An 18,279-nucleotide genomic window follows, 5' to 3' on the forward strand; every position below is an offset into this window, starting at 1 on the left:
ACTCTTGTTGTTGATTTTGGTTATTTGACTGAAGTCAACAACGATTATTCCTGACAAAAACCTACTCATGAAATTGCCTGACGGTCCGCAGACCCCTTCTTTATTACAGACAGTTCAATTAATTGCACAACCAACTCAATTTTTGGATAACTGTCGAGAACACTATGGAGACACCTTCACCACACGAGTACTGGGTTTAAATTCTCCGCCGGTTGTATTTTTCGGCAATCCTGACGCCATTCAAGAAATTTTTGCGTTGCCTTCCTCCAAGTTAGATTTTCGCAAAGCCACCCATGTCTTTGAACCTCTGATGGGAGAGCAGTCGATCATTTTGCAGGAGGGACGTAGCCATAATCGCTTGCGTCAGTTGATGATGCCTCCCTTTCATGGCGAACGCATGAGAAGTTATAGTCAACTGATTTGCGAAATTACTCAGCAGGCGATAGAAGGCTGGAGTATTGGCTCTACTGTATCCATGCAGGAGGTCATGCCCCAAATTACCCTCCAGATTATCTTAAGGGTTGTGTTTGGCATCGATCCCGGCCCTCGTTATCAAGATCTCGAACAAAGGCTGAGTTCACTCTTAGATGACGTTACGACTCCTTGGTACTCCAGTTTGTTTTTCTTCCCCCCCCTACAGCGGGATTTAGGAGCATGGAGTCCTTGGGGGCACTTTCTGAGACGCCGTCAACAAATTGACAGCCTAATTTACGACGAGATTAAAGAACGCCGTGAGCAAGCTGATGCCTCTCGCACAGATATCCTCTCAATGTTGATATCAGCGCGAGATGAGAACGGTCAACCGATGAGTGATGTTGAGCTGCGTGATCAACTCGTTTCACTCTTGCTCCTCGGTTACGAAACGACAGCCGCTGTCTTGGCTTGGGCTGTTTACTGGATTTACTCTACCGCCTCAGGGGATGAGAAATTACGAAAAGAACTTGAGGCTTTAGGGGATGACATCCAGCCAGAAGCGATCGCCCAACTCCCTTATCTGACAGCCGTCTGCGCCGAAACCCTGCGAGTCAATCCCATTGCCTTGATTTGTACACCACGAAGAGTCTTGGAATCGGTGCAAGTGGCAGGCTACCATTTTGATACGGGAACAATTCTGATTCCTTGTATTTATCTGGCTCATCGCCGTCCAGAAGTCTTCCCAGATGCCAAGCAGTTCCAACCAGAGCGGTTCCTCAACCAAAAATTCTCGCCTTATGAGTATCTCCCTTTTGGGGGTGGCGCTCGTGGCTGTATTGGAATGGCCTTTTCAATGTTAGAGATGAAACTCGTGCTGGCAACAATTCTATCCCGTTATCAGCTGGCGTTAGCCGATCCCCGTCCTGTGCGACCCGTTCGTCGGGGCATTACCCTAGTTCCTTCGGGAGGGGTTCCGGTTGTGGTCAAGCACGAGCGAACTACTAAGCCCTTTCCGGCGATTAAAGTCTGGGATTATAAGCTCACGAGTAACCATTAATGCGGCTAATCAACAATTTGACGAAACAAGATTATGAAGTATGAAGGATAAATTTCTGGTAGAAGCAGGAGTTCGTCCCGCTTGGAAGAAAGCCCCTGGCAGGCGACCCGATCTATTTCAGCCTGATTCGCCTCTTTTAGGTGACCCTGAGTCTGGGCGCGAGGGCCAGAAAGCCTTGCCTAGACCCAATAGGATGGCGTCTCTTAATAATGTTTCACGAGCAATAAACAGTTGCGGTTGTCATCCGTGCGCGTATAACTGAGCTGGTCGGCAATTTGTTGTAAAATTGCCAGCCCACGCCCACCCCCAGCGCTAGCATCTATCTTATGCTCGTGAGCCTGGAGCCACTGTTCTAAATCAAACGGCGGCCCATGATCCCAGATTCGCAGTTCTAAATGTTGGGGGAATATAGTAACTTCAAGATCTACGGATATATTGGTCGGGAGACCTTTGTGAGCATGACGGACGGCGTTGGTGAACCCCTCGGCTAAGGCTAATTGGCACTGTAACCAAACTTTTTTGGGGATAGAAGGTCGGTTAAGTTGGTCAAACCACAACAAAACCTCTTCTAATACCTTGAGGTCACTCTTTACTTGCTTGCTAGATTGGTGAAAGTCTTTCAATTGCTCAAAGCCTTTTAAATCAACAACACTTTCATCGTGGTTGTCAAGATGCCGATACTCCCTGTTGAAAAATCTAGTCTAGCCTGGATTTAACCCATGCTCTACCATTGATTAACTTGCTGTGCAGTTTTATCTGACTTTCTCATTAGACTACACTCGAACTGAACCTAGTAATTATCGACCTTCTAAATCTGTGCATCTGCAATCTTCTAAGCATGACTTGTAGTACCTCGATGCCATGAACCAAATTTTGATTATTGATGACGATCCGGCGATTCAAATCTTGCTGAAGCGGACACTGCACAGCCAAGGTTACGAGGTTTCAGTTGCCAGTAACGGTGAAGACGGTCTAGTACTGGCACGCAAGCTACGTCCGGGACTTGTCCTTTGTGACTGGAATATGCCAAAGATGAACGGACTACAGGTCTGTCGCCAAGTTAAGGCAACACCTGACCTTTCAACGACTATCTTCATTTTGCTGACATCTCGAAATGCACTTGAGGATCGGGTTGAAGGGCTGGATGCGGGCGCGGATGACTTTTTGACCAAGCCAGTGGAAATGGCTGAATTGAAGGCACGAGTCCGGGCCGGATTGAGGTTACATGAAGCTAACCGCGACTTGCAACATCAGAAGCAGTTGTTGGAGGAAGAATTAGCCGAAGCGGCTGAATATGTGAGTTCGATTCTGCCCGAGCGACTGACAGAGCCACCTGTAACAATCGATGCTCGCTTTATTCCTTCTCGGCAACTGGGAGGTGATGGCTTTGATTATTATTGGCTCGATTCAGAGCATTTAGCCGTTTATCTTTTGGACGCCTCTGGACATGGTTTACGAGCTGCCTTACCGACGCTTCAAGTTTTGAATCTTCTCAGGTCGCGAGCGCTTCCTAAAATTAATTACTATCAACCCAGCGATGTTTTACGAGGACTGAACGAAACCTTCCAGATGACCCACAAGAATGATAAGTACTTTACCATCTGGTACGCGGTCTATAACCGAGTCAAGCGTCAACTGGTTTACTCCAGTGCAGGACACCCACCTGCCCTATTGCTTTCTGGAAGGTCAGATTCGTTCATCCAGGTGCAACGCTTGAAGACTCCAAGCTTACCTGCTGGGATGTTCCCTGATGCCGATTATATTGATGAATGCTGTGAAATCGTCGAACCCAGCACCCTGTATATTTTCAGCGATGGGATCTACGAGATTAACCAATCAGACGGCACCATCTGGGGACTTGATCCGTTCGTCCAGCTTCTGACGGAATGTAGGAGTAAAAATACTCGTGACTTAGATCAGATTTTGGAGGCTATTAAAGCCGTGAACCCCAAAGACTATTTTGATGATGATTTGTCTTTACTGGAAATCAACTTCGATTAACACGGTCTTCAGGCAAGAGATTCTCTTGCCTTAGTGGGTAGAAACAATAGCGTTTTCAAATTCTTCTCGATTTGCAAAGATTTCAAAAACGCGATCCATGCTCGTTAGTTCAAATAACATTTTTATTTGCTCGTTAACCGAGCAAATAAAGAGCTTGCCACCAGCAGCCCGAACCGTTTTCAGCGCCAAAACTAGCGCCCCTAACCCTGAGCTGTCCATGAAAGTAACGTCTTGGAAATCAACCAACACCATATCGACACCAGAATCCACCAGGTTAGCAATCTCTTGACGAAATTGACCGGCTTTAGTGCCGTCTAAGATTCCAGAGGGTTGAACAACTTTAACTACAGGATTCATAGGCTATTGCAGACTTAATTAGTTACACAAAGAACCAGACTTTGCCAGTATAGCTGTGGCAAAGAGTTTCAGCCAGACTCTTGTGATCGATAGAACTATCAATCCAAGAGTAAGAGGCAGTAGCACCTGTCATCATTATCCGCTCTCTCTGAGCGAAGCGCTAGATAAACGCTTCCTCAGCAATTGCTGAGTTCTCTAGGGTTACCTTCTCTCAGGCGTCATACACCACGGGATTCTAAGATTTGCCCCCCACACTCAATGCTCGATCCTAGGCCATGCTCCTGTGGCAAAAACCCTGAAAAATCTACTCCTAGAGCCTTCCCTATTCACTTGGGACTATCCCCCAATATCCTTCCTGTGATAGACTAGCGAACATTTTCATTTCTTTACAATCAGGGAGTTATTGGATTTACTGTTTTGTAGAGCGTTATTCATGCAATCTTACGATGTCGTTATTATCGGTGCGGGTCATAATGGACTGGTCTGTGCTGCCTACCTGCTAAAAGCGGGTTACAGTGTGTTACTTCTGGAAAAGCGTTCCGTCCCTGGCGGTGCAGCTACAACGGAAGAAGTCATGCCAGAAGAAGCCCCTGGTTTTAAGTTCAACCTCTGTGCCATTGACCACGAGTTTATTCACCTCGGCCCTGTTGTTGAAGAATTAGAACTAACCAAATACGGATTAGAATATCTATTCTGTGACCCCGTTGTCTTCTGCCCTCATCCCGACGGGAAGTATTTTTTGGGTCACAAGTCGGTTGAGAAGACTTGTGCGGAGATTGCCCGATATAGCGATCGCGATGCTAAAAAATACGCTGAATTTATCGACTACTGGCAGCGCGTCACCAAAGCCATTACTCCCATGTTCAATGCGCCGCCTAAGTCGATTATCGATATTGCAGGCAACTATGGCGCACAAAATATCAAAGATCTGCTCTCCGTCATCGGTGGCGTTGATAAAGCCCTGGACTTGGTTCGTAATATGCTAACCAGCCCAGAAGACCTACTCAACGAATGGTTTGATTCCGAGTTCCTCAAAGCCCCCCTAGCAAGACTCGCCGCAGAATTAGGAGCGCCTCCTTCCCAAAAAACCCTTGCCATTGGGGCGATGATGATGTCATTACGTCATAACCCTGGTATGGCTAGACCCCGTGGCGGGACAGGCGCACTGGTTAAAGCCTTATTAAATCTGGTTAAGAGTCAAGGTGGCGTTGTCTTGTGTGACCAGCACGTTGAGCAAGTTTTAGTGGATGACGGTCGTGCTGTCGGTGTCAGAGTGGGTGGAGGTCAAGAGTACCGCGCTAACAAAGGTGTGATTTCTAATATTGACGCTCGACGCTTGTTCCTGCAAATGGTTGACCCGGCTGATGCCCACTCAGCCGATCCCAACCTACGAGATCGATTGGAACGACGTATTGTCAATAACAATGAAACCATTCTTAAAATTGACTGTGCCCTGTCGGAAGTGCCACGTTTTGAACGATTTGACCACAAAGACGAGTACTTGATTGGCTCAGTGCTGATTGCTGACTCTGTGGCTCATGTAGAAGAAGCCCACTCCCTAGCAACGAGGGGAATTATTCCCGACTCTAATCCCTCAATGTACCTGGATGTCCCAACCGTATTAGACCCATCAATGGCTCCCGAAGGCAAGCATACGTTATGGATTGAGTTCTTCGCTCCTTACCAAATTGCTGGTGCTGAGGGGACAGGTTTGAAGGGTACAGGTTGGACGGATGAACTGAAAAACAAAGTGGCTGACCGCGTAATTGATAAATTGGCAGATTATGCGCCGAATCTCAAAAATGCGATTATGGCTCGTCGTGTAGAAAGCCCAGCAGAATTAGGAGAGCGGTTGGGGGCATACAAAGGCAATTACTACCATGTGGACATGACCCTCGATCAAATGGTCTTCTTCCGTCCCTTGCCGGAAATTGCTAACTACAAGACGCCGATTGAAGATCTTTATCTCACAGGTGCTGGGACTCATCCAGGCGGTTCGATCTCTGGGATGCCGGGACGTAACTGTGCTCGTGTGTTTCTCAATACTCAACAGCCAATTGCCCAAAAGCTGAAAGATGCTGGTAATACTGTTAAATCAGCAGTAGAGTCTGTATTCAAGATTACTTAAGGAGTCTGGTCATCAGTACCCGTAGGGGCGCTCTAAGGGTGCGCCCTTACTTAAGGTGACAGGGGTTTTTTCAAAAAGTTTATTATTCATTGGTCAAAATTTCCTGACTATTGATTAATGACTAATTTTATAGGTTCATCTAAGTTGCGTTCAAACATCTCCCCTAGGACGACTAACATCAACCTTTTTACAGAGAAGATGTCCTCCGAGCTAATGATGATTTGGACAAAGCAAAAGTGGTGAAATAAGGAACGCAATGTTACTGATGCAGGAGCGATGACAGACCAGCAGGTTTTAATTCTTGGAGGACAAGGCAGAATCGGCAGGAGTGTAGCGCAAGACCTTGTTGCAAATACTCAGGCCAAGATTACTGTGACAGGACGGACGTTGAAATCTGAAGCCTCTGTGCAGCGGCAGGAATCGCCGCAAATAGAGTTTTTGGCCTTGGATTTAGCAGATTATGAAGGGTTAGAAAAAGCGATCGCTTCTCATCAGCTTGTGATTCATTGTGCAGGGCCGTTTCTCTACCGGGATACGAGTGTCCTCAAAGCTTGCATCGAACAGGGTGTAAACTATTTAGATGTCAGTGATAGCCGCTCCTTCACTCGTAAAGCGCTAGCATTAGGGGATGCCGCTAAGGCAGGGGGCGTTACGGCGATTATTAACACGGGCATCTTTCCCGGCATCTCTAATAGCATGGTGCGTCACGATGTCGAAAAACTCGATCAGGCGGAACAAATTCACCTCAGCTATGTGGTAGCGGGTTCCGGTGGTGCTGGGGTGACGGTCATGCGGACAACATTTCTGGGTTTACAAGAACCGTTTGAAGCTTGGATTGATAATCAATGGCAATCGGTGAAACCTTATAGCGCACGCGAAACGGTTCAATTCCCGGAACCCTATGGTAAAGCAGGAGTTTACTGGTTTGATATGCCAGAAGCTTTTACACTCGTTGACTCCTTCCCTGTAAAAACAGTTATTACCAAGTTTGGCTCTATTCCCGACTTTTACAATCATCTCACTTGGATTGCCGCTCACATCTTTCCGCCCTCCTGGATCAAAAATCCAGCGGGGATTGAGTTTTTGTCCCATGTCAGTCACCGCATGACGAGTGTGAGCGATCGCGTCAGTGGTATTGGTGTCGCCATTCGCTCTGAAGTTCGGGGTCAAAAAGATGGTCAACCGACCCTGATTTGCTCAACTTTGGTGCATGAAAATACAGCCGTGGCGGCGGGTGCCGGTACTGGTAGCATTGCCGAACTTATGCTTGCTAATCAACTTAAGAAACCAGGTGTTTGGCCTGTTGAACAGGCTCTTCCGACTGAATTGTTTAAACAAACCATTCAAAGTCGGGGTCTCAAGCTTAATGTTGAGAGTACCGTAATACCTTCTCCTGTAGCCTAATAAAGCCTCAGCCAAGAATATTCATACCAGAGGAGATACTCCCGAATTAGAGAGTAGTTACGCACTACTCTCAGCCTTTCACCTTTTGAGAACAGAGGTCGATACACTATGGCTGGAGTTCCCCGTCTGTACAAGTGTTGTTTTTGAGACAGATTTTTTGAAATTGGTGGTTATTTAGCCGATCTTTTTTACTAAGCACTCCATCAAGCTACATAAACAATTTTTAGATTGTTTATGTTTACGAAACGATAAAAAATTAGAGTAAGAGTTACGTAACTGAAGATAAATATAGGTATTTTGAGGAAAATTTAGCGCTCCAACCCTCCGGATTTAATCAATAAGGGATGAAAAGGTTAGTAAACAGGGTTTTCAGTAGGGAGCATCCCAAATATGCACGCTTTAAAGAAGGGTGACGATAGTTTATATCTAAATTCCCCCCTGCTCCCCCACCAACCGTATTTTTACAAAAACCGGATTTGCATTTTTCAGGGTCTCTATATAACACTCCAATCAGCGACGGCAGTAGAAATTTTTCTTTGTGAGAGATATTAATAAACCAAATGCTTAGGTCAAGGTAGAGAGTCTATCAGTAATTTATCTAGAATTTCTTAATATCTCCAAAAGTAGGAATTTAGACCCTGCTTATCTATAGAAATACTTAGAATAAATTGCTGAAACTGAAGTAAATACTTGATAGGTATAATGCTTATGTGTTCAGTATCTATCAGGTTTTAAATACAAGCCCAAGGAAATAAACCAGGAACTTATCACAAAAGTTTTTTTACTTTTTTGGAAAAATTTTATGGTCAACTAAGACCAAAAGTTCTTCATCAAAAAAATACAAAAAAAATCCTGAAGTAGGCAGGAAGCACCTGTTTAAACTGTTAGAAAGGAAAAGTAAAAAAATTTCAATTCAGGCGGAAAACCAAAGGAAAATTATGAGCTTAAATTCCCATACCTTCATGACCACAATGGAAAAACGTGTGAATTTTACAAGTGAAGACAAAGCGCTTCTAAAATTTCATGCTGAATGGGGAAAAGCAATTGCGCCGACAATGGCAGATCATTTCTACGAATACTTAAGTCGCGATCCAGAAATGAATGCCATTATGAATGCCAAAGAGGGGCGTATTCATCGCTTGCGTGAAACCTTTATTCCCTGGTTTTATGAAATGTTTACAGGTATGGATGAATGGGGAAATGCCTATGCTGATCGTCGTTGGCGGATTGGCCTTGTGCATGTGCAAATTGGAATTGGTCCCCAACATGTTGTGCCAGCTATGGCAACGGTAGTGAATGAAGTTAGCAAACAACTGAAGGCGGATGGCAAGCCTGAAGAATTACGAGATGCTTTAGGACGAATTTGTATGATTGATTTAGCCTTCATTGAGCAAGCTTACGTAGAAGTTAGTTCAGCTGCGGTACTCAAAGAAACTGGCTGGACTGAAGGTCTCTTCAGACGTTTGATCGCAACAGGTGCCGGTTCAATGTAAATCCTTTGCGGTCAATTCAAGCACCAAACATCAACCCAATTCCATGATTTTAAATTAGAGCAGGAACACAAGCATGGCTATCAATTCTCAAAAATTGGGGAATATTCTCCAAAACTTTGTCTCCCAAACCTCTGATGTTCAGGGAGCAGCAATGGTCACTCCTGATGGTTTACCTCTGGCGTCAAGCTTACCCGGAGGGATGGATGATGAACGGGTTTCTGCAATGTCGGCTGCTATGCTCTCTTTGGGTGAGCGTATTGGCAAAGAACTCGTCAGAGGTGATATTGATCGCATTTATGTAGAAGGAGACGAAGGCTTTAGTATTTTGACCAGTTGTGGTGAAGATGCGGTATTTCTTGTCCTCGCCAGCAAGGCGGCGAAGCAGGGAGTTTTGATGTTAGAAATTAAGCGTGCAGTTGCGGAACTAAAGCCAGCTTTGTCCTAATTCAACTTCCTCTGAATAGTATCATGCCTCCTGCTAATTTGAAGACTTGAGCAGGAGGTATCATCTCACTTAAATCTAATCTTGGTGCGAGGTTCAAAAGTCTAGATAAGCTTTCAATCTTTAATTTCAATTTTCTTTTGCGGAGCTAAATTCCATGAAGACATTACGTTTAGTCGTAGCAGGAACACCAGGGGCAGGTAAGTCTACTTTTGTACGGACAATTAGTGATATTGAAGTGATAGACACAGACCGTAGCGCCACCGATAAAACTGCTCTATTAAAGCCAAAAACCACTGTAGCTTTCGACTATGGTCGATTCGTCTTTGGTTCCATTTTGGAAGTCCAAATTTACGGTACCCCTGGTCAATCTCGCTTTAATTTCATGTGGGATTTTTTGATTCAGAGAGCTCACACCTATATTCTCTTAGTCGCCGCGCATCGACCCAATGATTTCCACTATGCTCGTCAGATTCTCCTGTTTATGAATCAACGAGTACAGATTCCGATGCTCATTGGTATTACTCATAGCGATTGTCCAGGTGCCTGTACCACCGATGAGATTATGAATCGATTGGGCTTTATGAATGATAAAAATCGTCCACCAGTCTTGAACGTTAATCCTACGGAGCGAGGCTCAGTCGTAGAAGCCGTCATGGGGTCGATGGCTCTGTTGGTGGCTCAACAGAATGTACCTCAATCAACAAACAAAGGAGAACCCAGCCCAGCGCCTCAGGCTAAAGCGAAGACTCCCTATCAATTCCCTCTGCCGAACTTCTCACGAGGTCGGTAAAAATCGATGAGCAAGTGGAAGGAAATGAGATAGCAGTCTCTACTTAACAGTACAAGAGGCAGTGTACTGTGCCCTAGGCGGCTGTAGACCTTATAACATTAACTTCACAGCACTCTGTTTTTTTCTCAAAAACAGAAAAATCTGTTAATTTTAGGCTGCATTTAAAATTATCTAACCGACGAATATTGATTAATTATTTTCTGCTTTTAAAGCTTAACTAACCGTTGGGCTTTATTTAATTGTAGATATCTATGAGTTAATTCATATAGAAATAAATATAAAACAACAAAAACCTTTTTTATGTTTACTTCATAAGAAATGCTTTTAAATTAATGTTTATTTTAAATAAGACTACAGACATCAGTAAGATATTTTTGCTAAAACTGAATCAAGGAGATAGATTTCCCCTCACAGCTAAAGAAAAGTATAAACTTGAGTTTTTTTAGCTGCTCAGTCAATCTATCGAAAAAATATCTGGGTTGGCGAAGATAAGTTTTATCTAAGAATGCAGCTCAACTTAAATAATTAAGGACTTAAAAAGCTGCATCAAGTTTTTCTGCTAACAGGGTATAAAGAACTACCTGATTCTGGCATAAAGACCCAAAATTTATACTGATTAAAGCCAGATTCGTCAGTAATTAATACTGTCTAGCAGATTAAATCAGGAGAAAGTACAACAGCAGGGTGTACACAGGAAATTACTAAGCGGACTAACTGTTTAAGCGCTTAGTAATTTATTCAATCTGTTCACATCAAATACAGGCAATCAACATCATGTCAGTTACTAAAAATTCCTTACGTCCAGAACTCGGCGAGTTCAGCAGTGTCGTTTGCTTCAAAGCCGTAGTGATTGGTATAGAAGAAGCTCTCGGAGATAAAGCCGCTGCTATCGCCTTAATTTCGGCCGGTCGCCAACGCGGTAAACAGTTAGCGGAAGAGTTAAATTTAGCTAACAAGGGTGAAGAAATGTCTTTGTCGGAAGTCACAGAAAAAGTTCAGTATGCCCTAGGTTCAAACGGCACTCGTTTGTGCATTGTGGACAAGATTATTCAAGAAGGAGAAGCCTACAAAGTCTATACCCGTGAAACCGTTTGCTCAGCAGGTGAAGAAGAAGGATCTCCACGGCAGTGTACTTTTACTTTAGGCGCAATTCAAGGCTTTTTAGAAGCCTTTTTAGGTAAGCGCTTACGGGGAAAACAGACGGAATCCATTTTACGGGGTGGTAGTAATGATGTCCTGGAATATAAAGTTCTAGGTTAAACTGAGACTCCCTAAAACATTCCTTTGACGCAAGTCAAAACTGGCCCTAAGTTTAGACAAATTTTAGGAACCAGAAACAACAAAAAATTGCCGAAGCATACTTTATAAACTTAAATCAGGAATCCAACAATGGCGATTAACTCTCAAAAAATTGGTCACATTCTGCAAAACTTTGTGACAACAACCAGTGATGTTCAAGGTGCAGCATTAGTTACTCCTGACGGCTTACCCTTGGCGTCAAGCTTACCCAGTGGCATGGATGATGAACGGGTTTCAGCTATGTCTGCTGCCATGCTTTCTTTGGGTGAACGCATCGGTCAAGAACTGGCTAGAGGTGATATTGACCGCATCTATGTAGAGGGCAATGAAGGCTTTAGCATTCTTACAAAATGCGATGAAGAAGCAGTCTTTATCGTTCTTGCCAGCAAGGCGGCAAAGCAGGGAGTTTTGATGTTAGAAATTAAGCGTGCTGTCGCTGAACTGAAGTTGCTTTTACTGTAAGTTCTATTAAGTAAGTGCCGCGAAACTATTCCTCCTACCTGGATTCATGGATTGAGTAGGAGGAATTTAGTCACAAAAATTGAACTTTGTTATCTAGAGTAATTTCCAAATTCAAGCCTTGTTGACTCCCAAGAGATAGGGAAGCCAAAGCATCAGGAAGCAGGTAAAAGAGGGCGTTATTGCTTCAAACATGACTGGCTATAAAGAGTCTCCCCAGTCTTGAGGAGTATTCGGGCAATATTGCTCGTCTATCTTCATTCTTCCCCACTCTCCCACTCCTCCACTCCATCCCGAATCAGCTTTCATTCTCTATTTTTGAGTAAGATTTAGCGGAGCAAAATCGAATGAAAACCATGCGTTTAGTAGTCGCCGGATCTGTAGGAGCTGGTAAGTCTACGTTTGTGCGAACGCTCAGTGAAATTGAAGTTGTAGATACAGACCGTACAGCTACCGACGGGACAGCACTATTTAAACCAGAAACCACCGTTGCTTTAGACTTTGGCAGGCTTGTGCTTGGCCCCAATATGGATCTGCATATCTATGGCACTCCGGGTCAGGCTCGTTTTGATTTCATGTGGGATTTGTTAATTCAAAATGCTCACTGCTATATTCTGTTGGTCGCAGCTAATCGACCCAATGATGTCAACTATGCTCGTGAAATTGTCTCATTTATTAGCGATCGCGTCCAAATCCCGATGATTATTGGTCTGACCCATCTAGATTGTCCGGGCGCTCTAACTTCAGAAGAAATTCTGACGAATCTGGGCTATGACATTCATGATAAAAATCGACCCCCTGTGGTGAATATTAATCCCAATGATCGCACGACCGTCCTCGAAGCGATGGTTGTATTAATGGCTCTTGTCGTTGCCCACAGTAATGTGAAACTATCCCATACCCCTGAAAAACGATAAAGTGTGAAGTATCGATGAAGGGTGAATGAGCAAGGATAAAAAATGTTAATCTGTCCACTTACCCCTTCAGGCTTCATACTTCTTTTAACAAGTTTTGAGGGTGACTGAGTACGGGTGTTGATGACTGTGGCAACAAGCTACGGGAGCAAGAAATGGTTGAGCATAGACCAAGGTACGAACTGCACTTTCACGTCAGTGTGCAAAGTGCTGTCGTTCGTGACCCTAACAAAGTTAGACAAATTTTTCAGGGAAACTTAGCCCGCTTTACCTGTGATCCTCTGCATCAGCTACCGGCGGATCTGCCTGATTTTACAGGTCGCCAGGACGAGCTAGAGCGTGCGATTAATTTGCTCACCACCACCAGACCCAGTGGGGAAGTCGCCGAGAATACGCCCACGTCACGCTTTGGGATTACAGCGATTATCGGCATGGCAGGCGTAGGGAAATCCGCTCTGGCGATTCATGTTGCCCATCAGTTGAAACAAGATTTCCCCGATGCTCAACTCTATGTCAACCTGCGCGGAACCGAAAGCCAACCCCTCGATCCGTTGGACGTGTTAGCTGGTTTTCTCCGCGCTTGGGGTGTCGATGACCTATCGATGCCTGACAATCTGACCGAGCGATCGCAACTTTACTGTTCCTTTCTGACAGGCAAACGGGTTTTGGTTGTATTAGACAATGCTCACGACTCGGCTCAGATTCGCCATTTGCTACCGGATAGTTCTTCTTGTGCAGTTCTGGTTACTAGCCGTAAACGCCTTGCGGCACTGGAAGAAGCCGCTCCACTCGAACTCGATGTACTCCCAGAACCGGAAGCTCTAGAACTCTTGCAGAAATTGGTTGGGATAGAACGAGTGCAGGCTGAACCCGCAGCCGCTCAACAGATCATCAATCTTTGTGGTCGGTCTCCCCTAGGAATTCGGATTACAGGTGGCACGCTGAGAAATCAGCCTCAGTGCCCCTTAGAAAACTATTGGCTTGAACTCACTCAGGAGCAACAACGCATTGCTCAACTGAGCTTAAATCATCAAGATGTCCGCACCAGCTTTGCGGCTAGCTTTAAGCAGCTCGATGAAATCTCGACTCGTCTGTTCCGTTTGCTGGGATTACTCACAGGACAAAACTTTGCGCCAACGGTAGCTGCTGCGCTGCTAGAGTTGGAGCCAGTCACCGCCGAGCAGTTTGTCAAATATCTCGTTGATTTGCAACTCTTGGAGCCAGCAAGTGTTGGGCGCTACTTTCTCCACGATTTGATGCGCCTGTTCGCTAAAGAGCAATTAGCGATCGAAGAGCCTGCCTCAGAGCGTCAGGCGGCTCGTCTGAGGGCCGCTCGCTGCTATCTAGAAGCTTCTGAGATTGTCAACTTGGCTCTCAAGCCGGAGACTCGTCCCCTTTTAGCCCAAGTCTTGAGCGACGACAAACACCAATCCCTAGCAACCGCAGAGCAAAATTGGTTTTTAGCCGCCTTAAACTGGTTTCAGCTAGAGCGGATGAACCTATTAGCGTCGATTGAATGGGCTTACCAGGCTCAGGCATGGGATATTGTTGTCCCATTGGTGAGCTACTTAGTTAACTTTTTTAACATTTATGCCGATCATGCCGATTGGGAACGCACTCACTTGTTGGCATTGGAAGCCAGTGGCAAATTAGGCGACCCCCAAGGAGAAGCTCAGACTTTAACTAATCTGGGCAACGTGTACGCTTTGCAAAATGCCTGGGACAAGGCTCGCAACAGCTACGAGCAAAGCTTAGTTATTTTTGGCGAGTTAGGAGACAGCACAGGAATGGCGAAGACCATGGGGAACCTGGCGAATGTTTATTGCCAACAGGATAACTGGGAAAAAGCGAGTGAATTTTATGAGCAGAGTCGGGTGATATTCCGTGAATTGGGAGACTTATACGGAGAAGCTCAAACGTTAGCCAATATGGGCATCTTCCATCTCAAACAAAGCCATGAAGCGGAGGCGGGCGTGTTATGGCAAGAAGCTCTCACCAAACTGCCCCCCAATTTGCCCAAGTCCAAACGGGTCGCACAGTGGCTGGAGTTAATTCAGAAGCCAATTTCTGTGAGTGAAACGAGCGAGGGTAGCGCACAAACGGGTGTGAAACCTTGGAGTCCGTTAGAGTTCGCCAAGAATGCCTTGCAGTGGTTTCGCAGGAGTTAGCGGGAATGGCTGAGATCGCACAAAAGCGCAGCACTTCATCCATAGATTACCGATTCGCAAACTCAGGGCAGTACTGGTTAATGGCCAAAGCATAAGTAATTTGCTGTTTGGCGACCTCACTAGGGGATGAGTGATAAGCGGCTAAGGCACGAGAGCGGGTTAACTCGGCTTGTGATCCGCCATATCGGAGAACTCGGCAGGTGGTTTTGGCAGAAGCGATCGCGCTATCTCTGTGTTTCTCACTATACTGATTCAGTTCTTGCCTGATATTGGGCGGATAATTCTTCGCCAGCGATCGGAAATTAGAGACAAATGAAGCGCTAGGAGACAGCACTGCTGGGGGATTCTTAACGCACCAAGACGAAAGGTCTATCACTGTGCCATCAGACTGACGCACATAACAGGGACTATCGGGTTCTTCTAGGAAGTTCTGTGCTGGTGATGATAAACTTTGCGCGATCGCTACCCCAGGCAGGAGAACAACCAGCGAGAGGATAGCTACAGACCGAATAACTGTACCTTTCATAAGCCTGAACCCACAGAACTTCATGATGAAACCGGACTTTCGGTATGGGGTTGCCCCTGATCCATTCCTATTCCCCATTACCTATAACAAATTTTTCTCTGGGAATTGTTAAAGAATTGTAGCTGTAACTTCTATCAGTAATCACATCACGCTATACTTCCCCCTATCAGTTTATTGAAAAACAAAATTGTTCTAGTAAACTGGCAACATTCTGAGCCGTTATTCAGCCACAATTCAATCGACTGATTCCACTTAAACCCCATACACACTTTCCTATAGTGCTAGCTTAGTCTTTTTGACTACAGACAGCTAAGCTAACCCTATCAAGTAACTACCATGCCTGTAATTAAGCCTGATAGATAATTTTTTAGCGCCTAGTTTTGAGAGGTGACTCTAGATTTTGCCTTTGGCTTAACTTTTTTTTGCCCAAAAGTTTTAGCTATCTCTACTTAATGATAACTAAACATGAAGTAGATGGGTATGAATCAAGACAGGTGGAAGAAGAGAGTTCAGATTCCAAATCAAACTAAGCCTAAACAGGCTAAGAATTTTAATAGTTATTCTGAGCCTTGACTCCTACCTGACTAAATATATCGAGGCATTAATGGCACTAACCTAACTACTGGGAAATAACAAGGTAGAACCATGAACGGCGCAGCCGAGAGCTGACAAAATTAACACTCTTCTACACCGAAATATTGAGGAAGCATATATGCGTTGGCGTCAGAGAGCTTTCCTATTTATCTTGATGCTGGTAGCAAGTTTAGCGGCAGTTGTTCTATCGAATATTTTGATGGAACCTAGAGCAACGCTAGCCACGGAGGCTCTTCTCCTGCCTGCCCCAACCCAGCAAATCGGAAACTACGATTATTTTGGGAAATCCATTACCCCCCAAGAGGCCGCTCAACTCGTCAGCCAGAAAGGACTCAACCCCCAAGAGCCAGCCTCCTATCAACGGATTGGAGCCGTCCAAATCACGGATCAATTACTGGCTCGTGGTGAGGATATATTCTTCAACCGCAAGATTGGCGACGCATTTGGCTTGCAGAGGGTGTTTGGTTTTGGAGTCGGTTTGGCTCGCCTTGCGCCAGAGATTGCCAAGGCCATTGTTGACTTAAACGGTCAACCCACGAGCAACTTGATCGTAACTCTGCAAAAAGATTTAAAGATAGGCAGTCGCACATTTCCCAAGGGAACAGCCTTCCCAACCGGTCTTGACGTGGAAAAGGGAGGTGTTTTACCGATAGGATTGAAACTCACCGGCGACCTGAGCTGTGCCATTTGTCATGCAGTGGTTTCTCCGACGGGTCAAACCCTGAAGGGAGTCCCGAATGGTGACCTAGCCATTCCCTTTTTTATCGCGCTAGCCCCCAATTCAGCCTCAGGTTTTGCGCGTTTGAACCTCAACCCCTTTGACCCCAAATACAAAGGCAACGGCAAAAAAATCATCGATAGTACGGGTCAAATCATCGAATTGCCCGATCCCGACAAGTTTGAAGCAGCTTTTGATGATGCCGTCTTGGATGTACCCTTTGGGAACTTTGAGAGTGCACCCGATATTATCAATAACACGACTCAAATCCCCAGTATTTTCACGTTTCAGGGTAGTCCCTATTTACCAGATGGTCAGTTTGCCGTCGGTTCCTTTGGTGGACTCAGTGCACAGGCTAATTCAGTCTACTCTTCCGAAATTAACCTGCTAGCCGCAGCTCAAATGAGTGCGGAAACGATTGGTGTCGATCCCGAAGTTTATCTCGGTATGGTGCTTCAGAATGCCGCCGATCCGACCATTCGTCTACCACAGGGATCACCTGTCAAACCCTCACAGTGGCTGCGTAAGGTTGCTCCGAATGTTAAACAGGCGGAACTTGAAGACCAAATTCCAGCTCCTGGCACGGGTGCTTACCCCAAACTGAAACCCAGCTTAATCACCTACAACGGTCTTATTTTCAGCCCTAACACCAATTCCCTCGATCGCGCCAAAGGCCCATTTTTATTCGGGATGAATGCTATAGCGGCTTGGGAAAATAGTCTCGTCCCACCACCCAATAAAACACCTGAAAACCAGCAGGCACTAGCCAATGGTTCTGTCCAACGTGGTGCGAAAGTATTTCAAGAGGCGGGATGTATTACTTGTCATCCTTCACCCTTCTTCACCGACAACAAAATTCACCCCCTGAGTGAAATTGGCACGAACTCCGCTCGTGCCGAATCTCGCCTCGCCCTGAATGATTTGCTGGTGGCACCGAAGCTTTACACGTTCAATACTCCCGTTCCTGTTCCGGCTAATGCAGAAGTTTTAAATGTGCCAACGGAAGGCATTTCTGCCAGCCCAACCACGTTACCCAATGGCATCTTGCCGGATGGGGGCTACAAGACTACGTCCTTACGGGGAATCTATCTCAGTGCGCCTTATTTACACGATGGTGGGGTAGCGGTGCGGGCAGGAGCGATTCAAGCTACGGCTAATGGTATTACGGTGGTTGACCCCACGGGGTTGGGATTGACCGGAACGTTGAGCCAAGGGATATCGGCTGACAGTGCCAATAGCTTACGCGCTCTTCTGGATCAGGGACTTCGGAGCAAAGTGATTTATGCTAATTCGTTAAATCCATCCCTCGGTAAAGATCGGGCTAACCTGGATGGTACGGGTCATAATTTCTATGTCAACGACCCAGCGAAGCAGACCGATTTGGTGAATTTCTTGTTGGCGCTAGATGATAATCCAGGTCAGTTTTAGCGTCTTGGGCTAAGTGTAATACAGCTTATTCGTAAGGGCACGATGCTATCGTGCCTTTTCCGTTTGTATTGGACTTCGGACAAA

General features: G+C 45.5%; 15 protein-coding genes. 12 read left to right on the plus strand and 3 right to left on the minus strand.

Features of this window, described 5'->3' with window-relative positions; all coding sequences use genetic code 11:
- Window positions 1-67: 67 nt before the first annotated feature.
- Window positions 68-1,471: a cytochrome P450 gene (locus MIC7113_RS14370; RefSeq protein WP_015182901.1), complete on the plus strand. Its 1,404-nt coding sequence runs from the start codon at window positions 68-70 to the stop codon at window positions 1,469-1,471.
- Between the two features lie 203 nt (window positions 1,472-1,674).
- Here the strand turns inward: MIC7113_RS14370 and MIC7113_RS14375 are convergent, their stop codons facing one another.
- Window positions 1,675-2,094, minus strand: coding sequence for an ATP-binding protein (locus MIC7113_RS14375; RefSeq protein ID WP_015182902.1), 420 nt, complete (start codon window positions 2,092-2,094; stop codon window positions 1,675-1,677).
- Window positions 2,095-2,332: 238 nt separating this feature from the next.
- Here MIC7113_RS14375 and MIC7113_RS14380 point away from each other — a divergent pair, with 238 nt between their 5' ends.
- Window positions 2,333-3,472, plus strand: coding sequence for a PP2C family protein-serine/threonine phosphatase (locus MIC7113_RS14380; protein ID WP_015182903.1), 1,140 nt, complete (start codon window positions 2,333-2,335; stop codon window positions 3,470-3,472).
- Window positions 3,473-3,502: 30 nt separating this feature from the next.
- Here MIC7113_RS14380 and MIC7113_RS14385 read toward each other — a convergent pair whose 3' ends face one another.
- Window positions 3,503-3,829, minus strand: coding sequence for an STAS domain-containing protein (locus MIC7113_RS14385; protein ID WP_015182904.1), 327 nt, complete (start codon window positions 3,827-3,829; stop codon window positions 3,503-3,505).
- A 433-nt stretch (window positions 3,830-4,262) separates the two neighbouring features.
- On the opposite strand from MIC7113_RS14385, the gene crtO reads away from it, so the two are divergent.
- From crtO to MIC7113_RS14430, 9 genes are all read left to right on the plus strand, one after another.
- Window positions 4,263-5,957, plus strand: a complete 1,695-nt coding sequence (gene crtO, locus MIC7113_RS14390) for a beta-carotene ketolase CrtO (protein ID WP_015182905.1) — start codon at window positions 4,263-4,265, stop codon at window positions 5,955-5,957.
- A 276-nt stretch (window positions 5,958-6,233) separates the two neighbouring features.
- On the plus strand, window positions 6,234-7,361 hold the full coding sequence (locus tag MIC7113_RS14395; RefSeq protein ID WP_015182906.1) for a saccharopine dehydrogenase family protein: 1,128 nt from the start codon (window positions 6,234-6,236) through the stop codon (window positions 7,359-7,361).
- Window positions 7,362-8,299: 938 nt separating this feature from the next.
- Entirely contained in the window at window positions 8,300-8,854 is a 555-nt protein-coding gene (locus MIC7113_RS14400) for a protoglobin domain-containing protein (protein WP_015182908.1), read from the plus strand.
- Window positions 8,855-8,927: 73 nt separating this feature from the next.
- Window positions 8,928-9,299 (plus strand): roadblock/LC7 domain-containing protein, encoded by a 372-nt coding sequence (locus MIC7113_RS14405; RefSeq protein WP_015182909.1) that lies wholly within the window; start codon window positions 8,928-8,930, stop codon window positions 9,297-9,299.
- Window positions 9,300-9,453: 154 nt separating this feature from the next.
- Entirely contained in the window at window positions 9,454-10,089 is a 636-nt protein-coding gene (locus tag MIC7113_RS14410; protein WP_015182910.1) for a GTP-binding protein, read from the plus strand.
- Window positions 10,090-10,863: 774 nt separating this feature from the next.
- A complete protein-coding gene (locus MIC7113_RS14415) occupies window positions 10,864-11,349 on the plus strand; it encodes a hypothetical protein (protein ID WP_015182911.1) in 486 nt (161 codons plus the stop codon).
- A 129-nt stretch (window positions 11,350-11,478) separates the two neighbouring features.
- On the plus strand, window positions 11,479-11,850 hold the full coding sequence (locus MIC7113_RS14420) for a roadblock/LC7 domain-containing protein (protein WP_015182912.1): 372 nt from the start codon (window positions 11,479-11,481) through the stop codon (window positions 11,848-11,850).
- A gap of 344 nt (window positions 11,851-12,194) precedes the next feature.
- Window positions 12,195-12,764 carry a GTP-binding protein gene (locus MIC7113_RS14425; protein WP_015182913.1) on the plus strand — a complete coding sequence of 190 codons (570 nt, stop codon included), beginning with the start codon at window positions 12,195-12,197 and terminating at the stop codon, window positions 12,762-12,764.
- A 152-nt stretch (window positions 12,765-12,916) separates the two neighbouring features.
- Window positions 12,917-14,929, plus strand: a complete 2,013-nt coding sequence (locus tag MIC7113_RS14430; protein WP_015182914.1) for a tetratricopeptide repeat protein — start codon at window positions 12,917-12,919, stop codon at window positions 14,927-14,929.
- 46 nt (window positions 14,930-14,975) lie between these two features.
- Here the strand turns inward: MIC7113_RS14430 and MIC7113_RS14435 are convergent, their stop codons facing one another.
- Window positions 14,976-15,455 carry a DUF732 domain-containing protein gene (locus tag MIC7113_RS14435; protein WP_015182915.1) on the minus strand — a complete coding sequence of 160 codons (480 nt, stop codon included), beginning with the start codon at window positions 15,453-15,455 and terminating at the stop codon, window positions 14,976-14,978.
- A 712-nt stretch (window positions 15,456-16,167) separates the two neighbouring features.
- Here MIC7113_RS14435 and MIC7113_RS14440 point away from each other — a divergent pair.
- On the plus strand, window positions 16,168-18,195 hold the full coding sequence (locus tag MIC7113_RS14440; protein WP_015182916.1) for a hypothetical protein: 2,028 nt from the start codon (window positions 16,168-16,170) through the stop codon (window positions 18,193-18,195).
- The last annotated feature ends 84 nt before the right edge of the window (window positions 18,196-18,279 follow it).

Source organism: Allocoleopsis franciscana PCC 7113, assembly GCF_000317515.1.
Taxonomy (GTDB): Bacteria; Cyanobacteriota; Cyanobacteriia; order Cyanobacteriales; family Coleofasciculaceae; genus Allocoleopsis; species Allocoleopsis franciscana.